The sequence below is a fragment of the Clostridium sp. MCC344 genome, assembly GCF_018785365.1.
In the GTDB taxonomy this organism is placed as follows: Bacteria; Bacillota; Clostridia; order Lachnospirales; family Lachnospiraceae; genus Pilosibacter.
Window position 1 is genome coordinate 1 of sequence record NZ_WQPQ01000024.1, and the last position, 15,493, is coordinate 15,493.

At 47.8% G+C, this 15,493-nt stretch carries 14 protein-coding genes and 1 pseudogene; 9 read left to right on the plus strand and 6 right to left on the minus strand.

Annotated features, from left to right (window positions below; all coding sequences use genetic code 11):
• The first annotated feature begins 135 nt into the window (after positions 1–135).
• Positions 136–570, plus strand: coding sequence for an anaerobic C4-dicarboxylate transporter family protein (locus GPK90_RS07955; RefSeq protein ID WP_275950575.1), 435 nt, complete (start codon positions 136–138; stop codon positions 568–570).
• Positions 571–790: 220 nt separating this feature from the next.
• Here GPK90_RS07955 and GPK90_RS07960 read toward each other — a convergent pair whose 3' ends face one another.
• The 3 genes from GPK90_RS07960 to pyrB all read right to left on the minus strand — a co-directional run bounded on the left by GPK90_RS07960 (position 791) and on the right by pyrB (position 3,724).
• The gene (locus tag GPK90_RS07960) at positions 791–2,140 is read right to left on the minus strand and encodes an ATP-binding protein (RefSeq protein WP_215702682.1); all 1,350 of its coding nucleotides are present in this window, start codon (positions 2,138–2,140) and stop codon (positions 791–793) included.
• A 244-nt stretch (positions 2,141–2,384) separates the two neighbouring features.
• Complete coding sequence (locus GPK90_RS07965) at positions 2,385–2,807, minus strand: aspartate carbamoyltransferase regulatory subunit (protein ID WP_142410475.1); 423 nt, start codon at positions 2,805–2,807, stop codon at positions 2,385–2,387.
• Entirely contained in the window at positions 2,801–3,724 is a 924-nt protein-coding gene (gene pyrB, locus GPK90_RS07970) for an aspartate carbamoyltransferase (RefSeq protein WP_215702683.1), read from the minus strand. Before pyrB ends, GPK90_RS07965 begins: the two co-directional genes overlap by 7 nt.
• 354 nt (positions 3,725–4,078) lie before the next feature.
• On the opposite strand from pyrB, the gene GPK90_RS07975 reads away from it, so the two are divergent.
• From GPK90_RS07975 to GPK90_RS07990, 4 genes are all read left to right on the plus strand, one after another.
• Positions 4,079–4,993 (plus strand): hypothetical protein, encoded by a 915-nt coding sequence (locus GPK90_RS07975; protein WP_215702684.1) that lies wholly within the window; start codon positions 4,079–4,081, stop codon positions 4,991–4,993.
• 450 nt (positions 4,994–5,443) lie between these two features.
• Positions 5,444–6,292 carry an ABC transporter ATP-binding protein gene (locus tag GPK90_RS07980; RefSeq protein ID WP_215702685.1) on the plus strand — a complete coding sequence of 283 codons (849 nt, stop codon included), beginning with the start codon at positions 5,444–5,446 and terminating at the stop codon, positions 6,290–6,292.
• Positions 6,293–6,379: 87 nt separating this feature from the next.
• Positions 6,380–8,296 (plus strand): COG1361 S-layer family protein, encoded by a 1,917-nt coding sequence (locus GPK90_RS07985; RefSeq protein ID WP_215702686.1) that lies wholly within the window; start codon positions 6,380–6,382, stop codon positions 8,294–8,296.
• The gene (locus GPK90_RS07990) at positions 8,283–9,593 is read left to right on the plus strand and encodes an ABC transporter permease (protein ID WP_215702687.1); all 1,311 of its coding nucleotides are present in this window, start codon (positions 8,283–8,285) and stop codon (positions 9,591–9,593) included. The genes GPK90_RS07985 and GPK90_RS07990 overlap by 14 nt, the downstream gene beginning before the upstream one ends.
• Before the next feature lie 244 nt (positions 9,594–9,837).
• Here GPK90_RS07990 and GPK90_RS07995 read toward each other — a convergent pair whose 3' ends face one another.
• Together GPK90_RS07995 and GPK90_RS08000 are read right to left on the minus strand one after the other, a co-directional pair.
• Positions 9,838–11,565 (minus strand): carbon starvation CstA family protein, encoded by a 1,728-nt coding sequence (locus tag GPK90_RS07995; RefSeq protein WP_118529622.1) that lies wholly within the window; start codon positions 11,563–11,565, stop codon positions 9,838–9,840.
• A gap of 210 nt (positions 11,566–11,775) precedes the next feature.
• On the minus strand, positions 11,776–12,303 hold the full coding sequence (locus tag GPK90_RS08000) for a DUF8052 family protein (protein ID WP_118529623.1): 528 nt from the start codon (positions 12,301–12,303) through the stop codon (positions 11,776–11,778).
• A gap of 318 nt (positions 12,304–12,621) precedes the next feature.
• Between GPK90_RS08000 and GPK90_RS08005 the strand changes: the two genes are divergently transcribed.
• From GPK90_RS08005 to GPK90_RS08020, 4 genes and pseudogenes are all read left to right on the plus strand, one after another.
• Positions 12,622–12,978, plus strand: a complete 357-nt coding sequence (locus GPK90_RS08005) for a CRISPR-associated protein (RefSeq protein ID WP_118296935.1) — start codon at positions 12,622–12,624, stop codon at positions 12,976–12,978.
• Between the two features lie 69 nt (positions 12,979–13,047).
• Positions 13,048–14,001 carry a CRISPR system precrRNA processing endoribonuclease RAMP protein Cas6 gene (gene cas6, locus GPK90_RS08010; protein ID WP_215702688.1) on the plus strand — a complete coding sequence of 318 codons (954 nt, stop codon included), beginning with the start codon at positions 13,048–13,050 and terminating at the stop codon, positions 13,999–14,001.
• 182 nt (positions 14,002–14,183) lie between these two features.
• Positions 14,184–14,471: pseudogene (locus GPK90_RS08015) on the plus strand (sigma-70 family RNA polymerase sigma factor); the annotation flags it as partial.
• 122 nt (positions 14,472–14,593) lie between these two features.
• Complete coding sequence (locus tag GPK90_RS08020) at positions 14,594–15,070, plus strand: helix-turn-helix domain-containing protein (RefSeq protein ID WP_158553078.1); 477 nt, start codon at positions 14,594–14,596, stop codon at positions 15,068–15,070.
• Positions 15,071–15,090: 20 nt separating this feature from the next.
• Here the strand turns inward: GPK90_RS08020 and GPK90_RS08025 are convergent, their stop codons facing one another.
• Entirely contained in the window at positions 15,091–15,234 is a 144-nt protein-coding gene (locus GPK90_RS08025; RefSeq protein ID WP_233430165.1) for a hypothetical protein, read from the minus strand.
• Positions 15,235–15,493: the final 259 nt, after the last annotated feature.

Consider the following 15,493-nt stretch of genomic DNA (forward strand, 5'->3'; position numbering starts at 1 on the left):
TCGTGAATGCTTTGCCCAACGGGGGAATCGAACGAGAAGCCCCCACTTCAAGCGTGAGCTAAGTGGTGGGAGTATGTCACAAGCGTCAAGGAACAGAGCAAAAAGATCAAAGAGTACGGCTCCAATGCCATGGTCATGACTGTCACTTTATTTGCTGTCGGAATCTTCATGGGAGTTATCAAGGACTCCGGCATGGTGGAAGCGATGGCAGAGACGATCGTCAATGCACTTCCGGCAGCGATCGCACCGCACATGCACTGGTTCATGGCACTCTTCTCCGTACCGCTCCTGATGATCCTTGGAACGGATGCCTTCTACTACGCACTTCTCCCGATCATTATCGGCGTAGTACAGCCGTTCGGCATCACGCCGGAAACGGTAGCGGCAACCTTCCTTTTATCAGCCACAATGGCAACTCCGATCAGCCCGTCCGTTGCAGCTGTATACGTGGGCCTCGGTCTTGCAGACGTCTCCATCAGTGAACATATCCGCTACTCCCTGCGCCTTGTATGGCCGGCGAGCATTGCGGTACTGATCTTATCAACGCTGGTTGGCGTGATTCAGTTCTAAGAAAAAAGACCACCCTGTCTGGCTGAAAAGCCGGATGGAGGTGGTCTTTTTTTATGTAACAGGAAATCCCGAGGAATTTCCTGTTACATAAAAAGGCACTGACGTGCCAAAGATGCGCACTCGCGCGAAGATGTAGACTGTCGCAAGCGACCGCGGGAGGCGCGAGAACGTGCCGAGGCACATTCTTTTTCACTTGTTGTGCAAAAATCGATCTAATTTGTCAGAGTTCTTCTTCCGGATGAAAATCTGCCATGAATCGTTTCAGGAGATAGGTGCAGAAATACGGGAAGGTGTAAGTACAGTTTTCGTGACCAATATTCTGGGATGAAAATTTAAAGCCATAGCGGATATCCGGATAGCGCTCCGAATTAATCAGGGTGTTCATGGATTTTGCTCTTCCGCTGGCAGCTTTCACTTCCAGTGGAATCAGGGAAGTCATGGAGCGGATAAAGAAATCTGCTTCAAGTGTAGATGTTTCTTTTTTATAATAATAAAGCTTATAATGCTGTTTGACTAAAGCTTCCCCGACAATATTTTCATATAAGGCACCTTTGTAGACTCCGAGATTCTTGTTGGCGCGCAGATCTTCCTGGGATTCATCATCCAGCATGGACACAAGAAGACCGGTGTCGGCAAAGTATAATTTAAAAATATCCGGATCATAATTGCCGCCCAGAGGAAGTTCCGGAAACTCCAGACAATAGCAGATATTTACCATACCGGCATCGACAAGCCATTCTGCACACCCGCGGTAATCACGGAACCGCGCACCGGACGCCACTTTTGAAATCTGGAATTTCTTGTTTTCTTTTGCGAGCTGTGGAGCAATCCGGTTGAAAACATTTAAGATTCTCGTCTGATCGATCCCCTGCGCGTATTTACGGATATCTTCTTTATAGTCGGCGATCAGCTGTCTTTGCGTGTCGAGAGAGTTTTCGAAAGTGTTTCTCTGGATATATTCCGCCACTACGGCAGGCATACCGCCCAGAACACAGAAATCAAGAAACAGGGAATGGTACACTTTCATTTCCAGCTCATTAAACGGGCGCAGTTCCCTCATATGAGAAAGCATACTCTGGACAGTTGCATCATCATAGCCTTTTGCCCATAAAAATTCTTCGAAGTCAAGAGAGAACATTTCATAATCTTTCTTATATCCAACACTGTTGCTCTCGATTTTGCGATGGTTTACACCGAGCATGGAACCGCTGCAAATGACGTCAAACCGCCCGTCAATGCAAAAAAATTTCAGAGAGGTAGCAATTTCAGGAAATTCAGTAATTTCATCAAAAAAGATCAATGTTTTTTGCGGAATGAATTTCTTTGACGGATCGATCAGGGAAATATTTTTTATGATATCAGCTGCCTCGTAACCGTCAGAAATGATCCCCTTATACTTCTCGTCTCTTACAAAATTGATCTCTATAATACTTTCATAGTTTTCGGCCGCAAAATGTTTGATGGATTCTGTTTTGCCAACCTGGCGGCTTCCTTTGATGATCAGTGGTTTTCTGTGCGGGTCGGATTTCCATTCACAGAGAAAATTGTCTACCTTTCGTTTTAAATACATGTGTGCACCTCCGTTCTTTATTATGAGTATACACAAAAAAACAGCGAATATCAATTATAATATCACAAAAAAATAGCGAATAATTTTAAATATAACACAAAAATAAATTATATGATGGGTATACGTGTATTTGTCAAGAAAAGCAGACAACAAGAAAGACCGCAGCAATCGATACCTGGATTGCTGCGGTCTCTAAAATTAAGCCAGATCGTCTGATCAACAACAGTCAGCCTGAAATCACTGATCAGCCATGCTTTTCATCGCAATATCTGCACCGATACACCTCATGATCTTTATCATCGAGATAGAAGATATGCGGAAGCTCCTGCTCGATCGAGGTGATGCAGCGCGGGTTCTTGCAGTGGATCACGTTCTTTAAGATCTTCGGGAGATGAAGGCTGCGCTTTTCGGCGATCTTGTCATCGCGGATGATGTTGACGGTGATGTTGTGGTCGATGTAGCCGAGAACATCGAGGTCGATGGCGTCGAGCGGTCCCTCGATCTTGATGATGTCTTTCCGGCCCATCTTGTTGCTCTTCGCGTTCTTGATGATTGCGACGGTGCAGTCCAGCTCGCCTAAACGCAGGTAGCGGTAGATATCCATACTTTTTCCTGCCTGGATATGGTCAAGGACAACACCTTCCCGGATTCCGCTGATATTTAACATGGTTTTTCTACCTCCAGTAATGTCATAATGAGAGCCATACGGACATATACGCCGTTCTGGACCTGTTTAAAGTATGCGGCACGCGGATCATCATCGATTTCGACGGAAATCTCATTGACACGCGGGAGCGGGTGCAGAACGTACATATCCGGTTTTGCGAGTTTCATCTTTTCTTTGTCGAGAATGTAGCAGTCCTTCATGCGGATGTAGTCTTCCTCGTTGAAGAAACGTTCCTTCTGGACTCTTGTCATGTAGAGGATATCGAGGTCGGCGATCGCATCATCCAGGCTTGTTGTCTCTCTGTATTCGATGTTTTTCGCGTCGAGAACGCTCTCCTTTATGTAATCCGGAACTTTTAACTCCGGCGGGGAGATCAGGATAAAGCGGATCCCCTCATAGCGGGAGAGTGCATTGATCAGAGAGTGGACCGTGCGGCCAAATTTTAAATCTCCGCAGAGTCCGACCGTCATATTGGAAAGTCTGCCCTTTAAGGAACGGATCGTATATAAATCAGTTAAAGTCTGTGTGGGATGCTGATGACCGCCGTCTCCGGCATTGATAACAGGAATCGAAGATTTGGTGGAGGCAACATAGGCTGCGCCTTCTTTTGGATGTCTCATTGCGCAGATATCTGCGTAACAGGAAATAACACGAATTGTATCGGAAACACTTTCACCCTTGGTCGCGGAACTGGAATCGGCGGAAGCAAAACCGAGAACGGAACCTCCGAGGTTTAACATGGCCGCTTCAAAACTTAAACGGGTTCTTGTGCTTGGCTCATAGAAAAGGGTTGCTAATTTCTTTCCGTCACACACGTGTGCGTATCGGGAACGGTCTTTCTCAATGTCGGCGGCAAGCTCTAAGAGATTGTCCGTCTCCTCAAGAGAAAAGTCAAGAGGATTTAACATGTGTCTCATGATGTTTGTAATCTCCTTCCAAGTGTTTTGCGTTACCATGCTGGGTAGGAATTTTCTGAACTGAAAATTCCGTACAGTTATAGTAGGGGGAGTGGATTTTGCCGATTCGGAATGCGAAGCATCGGCAAAATCTGTTATCGTTCATGCAGTGCAGGAACGATAACATTTTTATTATTATAGCGAATCCGGAGTGGAATTTCCACTATTTTTTTGAAGAAAATTATGATAAAATGAAGATCAGTGAGTGCAATGCACAAAAGAAAAATAAGCGGATGCCTCTGGAAGGCCTGTGTTTCCGGGAAAAAGGAAGCCGGAGCGAAGGCGCACCGGGCAGAACGGATCGTTGGAGGAACCATGAAAAAGACGATGGAGCAGATCATCCTGGAAGGTCAGGTCGCAAAATGCCGCTCCCTGGAGGAACTTTATGTGCTGTGGGAGCTGATGCAGCAGATGGAGGAAGATCCGGACGGAAAGACCTGTTATCCGGAACTGGATCAGAGAAATTTTCATATTGACGGAATCGTGGACCCGGTGCACTATGACGGGACCCTTTATATATTAAAAGAGACGAACATGCGGAAAATGATCCAGAAAGGCGAGACGATGCCGGTGGTCTCGGATATCCGGGGCGACTTTCTCTCCGGAAAGAGTCCGTCTGGCCGGGTGGAATATCTGGAGTATCTCACTGGCATGCAGAAGGTCCTCTGGGAGGAATGTCATCCGGGGGAAGAGTGCAGACTTACCGGGAAAAAGCTCCGCGAGAAGGCGGCGGTCCTCTATCTCAATAAGCGCGGCGGAAAGGGCGCGGCCGATGAGGTCAGCCTGGATTATGGTCAGTACTATATGGAGTTTATCAAGAAGCAGATCCGGCTTTTAAACCCGAAGACCGTGGTCTGCTGCGGAGAGGACCTCTTCCGCCTGATCGTGATGGAAGTGTTCCAGAATAAGAAACAGAAAAAGAACCGGGAGATCTACATGAAATGGAAAGATCTGATCCAGGGAGATGTCTTTTTTGCAGACCGGGAATACCGTCCGATAAAAGAGGCAAAGAAAGATGAGGCGGCTGTCCGCGTTGTGAGGATGTGGAATCCGTCCTACCGGGTGAATAATGGACAGTATGTGTCGCTGGAGGAGTATCTGAAGGAGTTACGGAGAAGACTTTCCGGCGGGAAAGAGGATGAGCAGGAGAATCTGCAAAGCGCGGAGCCAGATGAGGAAAACACGGAGTCCCCGATGACGGAGGATCCGGCTGTGGAGAAATCAGAATAGTGCAGGGATACAAGGGAATTCTGGAAGTTTGAAAAAATGGACAGAGTTCCTTTTTCTATGACAGAAAATTTCAAAGGAATTTCCCGCTGCACAAAAAATGCAATGTATGAGAGATGTACACTTGTACGAAGAGGAAGGTCTTCGCTGGAGACTGCACAAAGAGCCCGAATGTGACAGGTCATATTTCTGATCTGTAAGAATTGCTTTTCACAGGAAGAAACTTTCTGAACAGATGATTTTAAAACAGACAGGAATCATCATGGATTTCGCCAATCTGAAATATGGTAAGAAATTGTAAGAATAATTAAGTAATTTTATATAGTCAGAACATGATGCAGACAGTATACTTGAGGTACAAAAAGAACTTTGACGTCAAGATGAAACGTCAGGGATGACAGGCGCGGCGGAAAAGAATGCTGTGTAAAAATTGTAGAAAAAGGAGGCGGACGGATGCAGCAGAGCGACGAAGCGGTGATCCGGGTAAAGGATCTGTACAAGGTATACCGCATGGGCGAAGAAAAAGTGTATGCGCTGAACGGGGTCAGCTTTGAGATCCACAAAGGCGAGTTCTGCGCGATCACAGGACCGTCCGGATCCGGAAAATCGACACTTTTAAATATGCTGGCGGGACTGGAACATCCGACAAAGGGCGAGATCGTGATCGCCGGAAAACATATCGAAAAGCTGAATGAGAAACAGCTTGTAACATTCCGCAGGGAGCGGGTCGGGTTTATCTTCCAGTCCTACAACCTGATCGGGACGATGGATGCGGTGGAAAATGTGGCGCTGCCGTTATCATTCCGGGGAATGCCGAGGGCAGCGAGGATCAAGCGGGCGAAACAGTATTTAAAGCTTGTGGGACTTGAAAAATTTATGACCCACATGCCGAACCAGATGTCCGGCGGACAGCAGCAGCGAGTCGGAATCGCGAGAGCCCTGGCGATGAACCCGCAGATCATCTTCGCGGACGAGCCCACGGGAAACCTGGATTCGAAGACAACGATGGAAGTATTAAAACTCATGCAGAAGGTCGTAAGAGAACAGAAACAGACGCTTGTTATGGTTACCCACGACAACAATCTGGCGACCTACGCGGACCGGATCTTTAAGATTATCGACGGAAAGATCGTGAGCATCGAGGAGAATCACCACGAGGTGGATCTTGTGCAGTTAGAGGAATCCATGCAGGCAGCGGCAGAGGCGCAGGCGGAGGGAAAATCTAAGAATCCGGCAGTAGAAGAGCAAATAGAGACAGTTGTGGAAGCAGAAGAACACCGGATAGAGGGAAAGTCAGAATAACAATCGACAAAATTTTGGAATAAACGCAAAAATATGGAAAGCTGGCACAAATAACTAAAATAGAACAGCCAGGAGGAGAGGAACAGTATGAAAATAAAAGGATTACGCTGGATGGCAACATTCCTTGCTGCGTGTATGCTGATGGGCGCAGTCCCGGCAACTGCATTCGCGGCGAAGGAGACAACAGAAGCGGCGGAGACGATCCCACAGGTATACCGGATGGATGACGACAATGATACAGTCCGCCTTGTGATCGGAAAGACGCCGACCTTATATATCGGAAAAAACGGAACCGTCTCCGTGACACTCATGAACATGGAGGACAAAGACTGGGTCGAGACAGAGATCTGGATCGCCTCCGAGGATGATTTCCGGAACCATTATTCCGATGAGATCACAAAGACGGAGGACCGCGACAGCGAGGAGAGCAGCATCGTCCAGTCCATGAAGACGATCTATCCCTTTGAGGTGACGGATTCCTTAAACCGCCATTATAAGGTCGGTCATGTAAACAAAAAAGCGAAAAAGACCGTCAACCTGAATGTCAATGTAAAAAAAGGTCTGGAAGAGGGCTATTATCCGATCCTGATCTATATCTCAAAGCGCGCTCAGGGCGAGGACGGAATGTCCTCCGAGTACGCAAAGACCATAATGGCGTGGATCGAGACAAAGAAGACAACGGGAACCAGCGAGACAGATGAGGACAGCTCCGAGCCGGTAGCATTCGCCCTCGGTGAGAATCAGTCCACCCCGTCCGCGAACTATTCCGAGGTCATGAATTTCGATGTAAACGTGAGAAATACCGGTTATAAGACTGCCTATGATGTGCGCGTCGATATGGAGCTCTCTGAGGATATCACGAAGTTTCCGTTTGAGATCAATGACGGAAATTATGACCGGCAGATGGGAAATATGAATCCGGATCAGACGGTGGCGGTTCCGTTCAGCATGGCGGTGCGGGAAAAGGCGAAATCCGGCTATTATCCGATCAAGTTTAAGATCCGTTACCGGGAAAATGAGAATGGAAACTTTGCTGCTCCTGTTGAGGACACCTTTTATGTGCGGGTCTATGGAAAAGACGAGGCTGATTCTCTGGATTCTGAAGCAGGCGAGAACGAAAGAACAAAGGCGCGTATCATCGTCGACAGCTTTGAGACGGATCCTGCGGAGATCTATGCCGGACAGGATTTTACGCTGAAGGTGCGCATGAAAAACGCTTCCAACAGTATAGCAGCCAGCAACATCCTGTTTACCTTCGAGTCGGAAGCAGTGAGCGACAGTCCGGTATTTACGACGGTGAACGGTTCAAACTCCGTGGTTGTCAATTCTCTGGCACCGGGAGCATCTGACACGCTGACGATAAAATTTTCCTCAAGTCCTACAGCGGAACAGCGTTCCTACACGATCACGATCAATGAGCAGTATGACAGCCCGGAATTCAAGAACGCGAAGGAAGCCGTAAAGATCGCGGTTGGATTAAAGCAGGAGGCACGGTTAAATACCGGTACCATCGAGGTCATGCCGGATGCTATTTCCGTAGGCGAAGAGTCAAACGTGATGTTTTCCATCAACAACACCGGAAAAGTCATGCTCTATAATGTGAACGCGGTCTTTGAGGCAGACTCTATCCAGAAGAATGAGGCTTATGTTGGAAATATCGAACCCGGAAAAAGCGGAAACGTGGATACGATGATCAACGGAATTGCCCCGACCACGGATGATGGAAAGGTAAAACTCTCCATTACATATGAGGATGAGAACGGAAAAGTCTCCACGGTCGAGAAGGAGATTCAGCTTATGGTAAATGAGGATCAGAGCATGGATGAAAGCAATGTTGACGATACCTGGAACAGTGACGATGTACAGCCGGAACCGTCCACGACGGATAAACTGAAACATCTCGCAATTCCGGTGGGAATCGTGGGAGTGGTCCTTGCAGCTGTGATCCTTGTGGTCATCAGACGCAAAAAGAAGAAAGCGGGAATGGACGATGAGATTCTTTGATCTGCTCATCATGAGCATCAATAACCTGCGCAGACGGAAACTCAGGACGGGACTTACCGTTCTGGGTGTTGTCATCGGCACGGCCTCCATCGTAGTCATGGTCTCTCTGGGAATCGGATTGAAGGAAAATACCGTGGAATCCTATGCTTCCTTCGGAAGCCTCACAAGGATCCAGATCAGTTCCGGATACGGGAACCAGTCCGAGGACGATTACCTCGTGGACGCCACGGTGACGAAGCTTGCGAAGATTCCACATGTGAAGAGTGTGTCCCCGATTCTGGAGACAGATGTGAATCTGAAGCAGGGAGTTTATCAGGGATATTCGAACATTGTGGGAATGCCCAGAGAGGAGTTGGAACAGATTCCGCTGGCGGAGGGAAAACTTCCGGACAAGAATGCGGCGACTCTGGAATTTATCGTCGGAAATATGGTTTCCGACAACTTTTATAACAGTAAGACCGGAAAGGGAAGCTGGGATGGCGAGGATCTTTCCAAAGTGGATCTTATACACAAGCCGTTTTTTACCATGCTCCAGAATATGGGAAACGGGGATGAAAGCAGCCAGAAAAAGTATCTTTTCCCGGCCTGCGCTCTGGTGGATGGCGGTGAGAACGGATTTTCTGAGTATGGATACCAGATCTACACGGATATTGATCTGTTAAAGACCCAGCTGAAAAAAATCTACCGGAAGAACCCGATCCCCGGACAGCCGACAAATAAAAAGGGAAAACCCTACAATTATTTTGTCTACAATATGATTTACGTGAATGTGGACGATATGGAGCATGTGACGGAGGTCCAGAAAGCGATCACAGATATGGGCTACGAGGCCTACAGCAGCATGCAGTGGCTCGAACAGGCCCAGCAGCAGACGGATATGATCCAGGCGGTCCTCGGAGGCATCGGTGCTGTATCGCTGTTTGTGGCGGCCATCGGAATTGCAAACACGATGATGATGTCCATCTATGAGAGAACGAAGGAGATCGGTGTGCTGAAGGTTTTGGGATGTGCGCTTGGAGATATCCGGACGATGTTTTTGATGGAGGCAGGATTTATCGGATTTATGGGAGGCGTTCTGGGACTTGGCTTAAGCTACAGCGTCTCTGCGGCCATCAATAAGTTTCTGGGAGCCAGCCTCTCCGGTATGACCGGCGGTTCCGGAGCGATCTCAAGGATCCCGTTATGGCTTTCCGGATCCGCAGTGGTCTTTGCGGTCCTGATCGGCATGCTGGCCGGACTTTTCCCGGCACTGCGGGCGATGAAATTAAGTCCGCTGGCGGCGATCAGAAACGAATAAGATAAATGAGTCCTGGGTGCGTTGACACCTTAAAAATCTGACGTTTTAGCCAGTTTGCAGGCTGGAAAGTAGCAGAAAAACTCCGCAGTAAAGCCGCATATGGAGAGGCGGCTGGTTGACAGACAACAGAAAAATCGGGATTAAAAGATCCGGTAAAACAAAAGACACGCCATCCAGGTTTCACTTAAAACCTGGATGACGTGTCTTTTTTAATTCTTAAAATATCTGATCATTTACCCGGCACTTAAGCCTTGGCCGCCTTCTGTCTGGACAGTGTCTGTACACCTTCAATAACAAGGATGATCGCAAGGAAGATCAGAAGGATTCCGAGGATCGTCTGTGCCCACGGACCCCAGTCAGCGCCGCCTGCGGCAATCATGCCGATCTGGTTCTTAACTGTGAGTGCAAGGGAGGTGATCGTAACGATGATCATGAATGCCATCGGGATCAGGAACATCTTGTTGTTTTTGCCCATGTTTCCGAGCCATGTGGCAACGGCTAAGAGGCCGATACCCGCGAGAAGCTGGTTGGCAGCTCCGAACAGCCCCCAGATCTTTCCATATCCGTTCATGCCGAGAAGAATGCCAAGAACAACCGTGAGGATCGTAGCGAAGTACGGATTTACCATAACCTTTTTCCAGCCCTCTTTGATGTCGGCAGCAGTTTCACCCGGCTCAAGCCAGAATTCCTGGAACATGAAACGCGCAAGACGTGTTGCGGTATCAAGAGAAGTAAGACAGAACGCGGAATATGTAAGTACCAGTAAAGAGTTTAAGATGCTGTAGCTTCCCGGGATGATATCGTCGATCATGTGAGCGATACCGCCTCCGAAGATCGCTGTCGCGCCTTTTAATGCCTGATCCGGATGAACTGCGTTCCACTTGTAAGCATAACCGATCGCGCAGAGAGTTAAAACTGCAAGAACACACTCAAGGAGCATTCCGCCGTAAGCGATCGGCTTCGCGTCAGTCTCTTTGTCGAGCTGCTTGGATGTGGTACCGGAAGATACCAGAGAGTGGAAACCGGAGATCGCGCCGCAGGCAACTGTTGTAAACAGTACCGGGAACATGTACTGAACGCCGTTTCCGTTGTCAACTGCAAAGCTTGTCACAGCCGGGAAGGTGGAGTCGAAGGTCGGATGAGCGACGATGACGCCGAATGCTGCAACTGCTAACATTGCGTAAAGCAGGAAGGAACTTAAGTAGTCACGCGGCTGGAGAAGGATCCATACCGGTGTTACAGAAGCGATGGCGATGTAAAGACCAACGATCCACATCCATGCCTTTGTGGAGAGGTAGATCGGATGAAAGTTCATTCCGATCGCCATGATCAGAACGATCGCAAGAACGCCGAATACGGAAGCGATACCCATCGGCATGTTGCGGCGGTATACACAGAAACCGAATACGATTGCGATCAGGATGAACAGGATCGAGATCATCGCTACGGTTGCCGGAGTCGCGGATTTCGCCATATCAAGTGCGCCGCTCTCATCGTAAACTGCACCGAAGGTGGAAGCAACGATCGAAGCGAAGGCTGCTACGACTAAGATCAGGGTCAGGTAAGAGAAGATGATGAAGAGCTGCTTTGCGCGTTTGCTCATGTTTGCGGAGATGATCTCTCCGATGGATTGTCCTTTGCTGCGGACAGATGCGAACAGTGCGCCGAAGTCATGGACACCGCCGAAGAAAATACCTCCGATGAGGATCCATAAGGTCACCGGAAGCCATCCGAACATAGCGGCGCCGATCGGTCCTGTGATCGGTCCTGCACCTGCGATGGATGAGAAATGGTGTCCCATCAGAACCGGGGCTTTTGCCGGTACATAGTCAACACCGTCTGCCATTGTATGAGCCGGTGTCTCTGTTTTGCTTTCGCCTACGCCCCACTGCTTGCACAGCCAGCCGCCGTAGCAGACATAGCCGATGCCAAGAATGGCAACACAGACGACGAGAAGTACTAATGAATTCATTGTTACTATCTCCCTTTCTTTTAAAATATAATAATGTTGGGGTCAAAAGTTTTTGACCCCTTTGATACCGTATTGTTCCGCACTTTATGCTCTCACAATACTCAAAAACATTCATAATCCGCTCATTTTTCTGCGAAAAATGGCTGCTTATTCATGTTTTTGGCGGGGTCCAAGGTCAAAAAACCTCTTGCAGGCAAGCCTGCATCGGATTTATGACCTTTTCCCCCTGGTATCATATAATACTTTTTTCAAAATTTTCGCAACATGGTGACCGCTTGCGTTTGAAGTGACCTTCCCGTCAGCCACCTCCACCAACGCCGCATGAAAATTCATCCAGCCATGCAGGGAAAAATGAAAACTTTTGTAAATACGGCATTTTTTTAGGGCTTTCCTTGCGTCCTCATCACAGGTATCGCAGACAAAGACTGCCGTAATATAGGAAGCCATATGGCCCGGACCGACATGGATCCGTTTCATGCCGTCAGCATGGATCTCGGATTTTAATTCCTCGAAGGTCTCTAAAGTCAGATGCGGAATGTTGACGAGATAGAGAAATTCCTCGTTTTCCGCGGACCATAATTCTGCCTTTTTTGAGATGACATACTGTCCGGAATGCTCAAAAAAATCGCAGCGGGCTGTGATTGGAGAGCGATCGCCATTGATCATCATATGAATATCGTAAAAAGGTTCGTAGTTTTTTAACAGCCGCTCGATCGCGGACTCTCTTGTGTATTGCATTCGGCTTCCCATTTCTAATATTGATTTTGTGCATGAATTATTATACTTTTATGAAAAATATAAAAATTTTATAAAAAGCTTTATTATTATAACTCTGAATACATAATTATGCAAGTTTTTTACGAGATAAATAGGGAAAGAAACAAAAAATTAGTTTTATAAATTAAGTGGAGGGGAAAATGGATAGGACACCGTGTGCGGGTAATTTGGAAACCAGGAACGCATTTGACAAATATTTGTGAAATTCCTATACTACAATGTAAGTACAGAGTTCCGATCCGGAACCAGGATATATCGGTTAAAGAAGGAGAAAAAGAGATGTTTATAAATTTTTCAAATCATCCGAGCAGCATGTGGGGCGAAAAACAGAAGACGGAAGCAGAAAAGTACGGACTGATCGAGGACCTGCCTTTCCCGGCGGTGAGCGCCCATGCAGACAGGAAAGCGGTTCAGGATCTGGCGGAACACTATGCAGCCATGATCCTTGAAAAGCAGCCGGAATGCGTGATGTGCCAGGGAGAATTCTGCCTCAGCTATCATGTGATCGAAAGACTGAAGAAAGCCGGGGTACGGGTTGTTGCTGCCTGCAGTGAACGTGTGGTGGAGGAAGTATATGGAAAGACGGGAACGGAGAAGAAGAGCGTCTTTCAGTTTATCCAGTTCAGGGAATACTAAAGGGTTCTGTCTGAAGCAGCAAAAATGACTGGCTGTTTTGAAATATGACCAGAAATTAGGAGTAACGATATGAGAAAAAATGAGGAAAACATGACCTGGATGGACATCCCGTATATCACGCTGACGTTTTGTCTGAGATTTTATCAGAGAGTCGCGGTGCCGGAGAACAAGGTTTCCGCGCTGCGAGGAGGTCTTGGGGAGATGCTGCTCCGGAAAAACTGTATTGCGGACCGGGACTGTGAAGCGTGCCGGTTTCAGGACAACTGCATGGTCTGGAATGCTTTTTACACACCGATGCGGCTGAAACCCGGGTATGTGACGGGAAAGGAGAGTCTTGGGTATCTGATCGAATGCGACAATCTGGATACGGTGATGGACGAGGGGCACGGGTTCGTGTTCCGCCTGAAGCTTTTCGGGCGCAATATCCCGCTGTTCGCCCAGTATCTGGATGCGTTCTGGCGCCTCGGACAATGCGGACTCGGGAAAGAACAGGCGAAGTTTGAGATCGCGGCGGTCTACACGGAAGAAGAACAGCTGCTTTTGGATGATACAGAGATCCATATGGAACATTTCCGGGTACACACGGTCGGAGAGTATATCTGGAAGAGAAAATGGGAACTTTCGGGAGAACAGCCGGCGCAGAACGGCGATTATCTGGTCCATTTCCTGAGACCTCTGGCACTGCGGAAGGACCGGATCGATCTGAAATGTTTTGATGCGGAAGCGATCTGGCGCGCGATCCACCGGAAGATCCAGATGATGAGCGCCTTCGATGAGATCGGGACAGAACTGGAAAAACCGCAGACGTGGCCGCAGATCATCGACGCGAGATCGGCAGAGACCTCGGTCAGACGATATTCCAGCACGCACAGAAAAGGAATGGAATTAAGCGGAGTTCAGGGATATGTGATCTTTGAAGAGGTTCCGGAGGAGAGACTGGAAGAACTTCTGGCAGGAGAAGTGTTCCATATAGGAAGAAATAACAGCTTTGATTTTGGGCGGTATGTGGTACAGAGACGATAACCTTTATGCCTTTGCAGGCAGAAAGTGCTGAAAGCCTGTGAGGTGAAGGACATAGCCCAGACACTGGGAAGAGAGCTGGGATATGAGCTGGCCGCAAGCGGAGAAAATAAGGAAAAGATGTAAAAGCACCCGCCGCGCGTCCACCGCATAAAATAAAGTAATGAAGCTTAAGGCGGCTTTCTTTGAAGACATTTCCGAAACCACTGAGCGCGCAGGAAGAGCGGGAATACTTAAGACGCTGCAAAGAGGGCGACCTGGAAGCCAGAGAGGTGCTGATCAGCCGGAACCTTCGGCTGGTCGCACATGTGGTCAAAAAATACCAGCAGTCCGGATATGAGACGGACGATCTTCTGTCAGTTGGAACCATCGGCCTGATCAAGGCAGTCAATACGTTTAATGCGGAAAAAGGATCAAGACTGGCGACCTATGCCGTCAAATGCGTGGAAAATGCTATCCTCTCACGGATGCGTTTATGGTTCCAAACCAGTATCCCCAGAGCCGAAAAGAACCGAGATGGCGTATTTTGGCACAGGTATCCGAGAATATGTATATCCTTTGCTCTGCTTTGGACGGCTGCGTAAGGTATGCACCTATGTATATCCATAGTTTCCGACCGATCGCCCCTCGCAAGATCTTGGAAGCACAGCTGTTCAATCAGCAGTATCAGAACTACGAAGATATTCCCAATGTACCGGACAGGCTCCGTTGGTGCCGTCATCACATGGGCCTGATGCAAAAGGAAGTTGCAGAGCTGATCGGTATCAGCCGTGGACATTACATAGATTTTGAAGTCGGATATGTTGACTACTATCCAAAGGAGATTGTGGACAAGTTGGCAGAGCTATATGGAGTACCGGTGGATGACCTGCTGGATGATTACAATCGCTTCTTATATAAAGGACAAGGAAAGATGATACGAGAATATCGTGAAAGTTTGGGACTAAAAAAGAAACCGTTTGCTCGGCTGATGGGAATTTCACCTAATCTGCTTCGAGCATGGGAAGATCATCAAAAGCGAATGAACATCAATTCCTGGAACAAGTATTTCAAAGGGAAAATAAAAGCATAAGAAAAGCAGGTGAGGGGGCCTTAATCGGTTTGCTCACCTGCTTCCTTTTTTGCGGATGCGATAACCGCACCCAGCAACTCCGCCTTTTGATCGGATGGACAATTTAATTTTTTGATATACTGATTGACCATATCTGCGTGGACACCGGCTACTCGCTCTGCCAATTCACGTTTCCCCTGTTCTGTTTTAGGATAATGGACAATTACATTGATTGGAGCACTCTTTCTTGCGATACCACGCACCTCCCTCGGTATTTCAGTTTATGAGAGAGAAGTTGTCCGCTATAACCACATTACTGCAGCCGCTTTGCTACTTCAAAAAATAGGAATTGATGCTATAATAAAAGGTAAGATATTCGGAACTTCTTTCGTGATATCATTCTATCAAGAAACTGTCAAAGGCACATTGAGTGCCAATTGACCA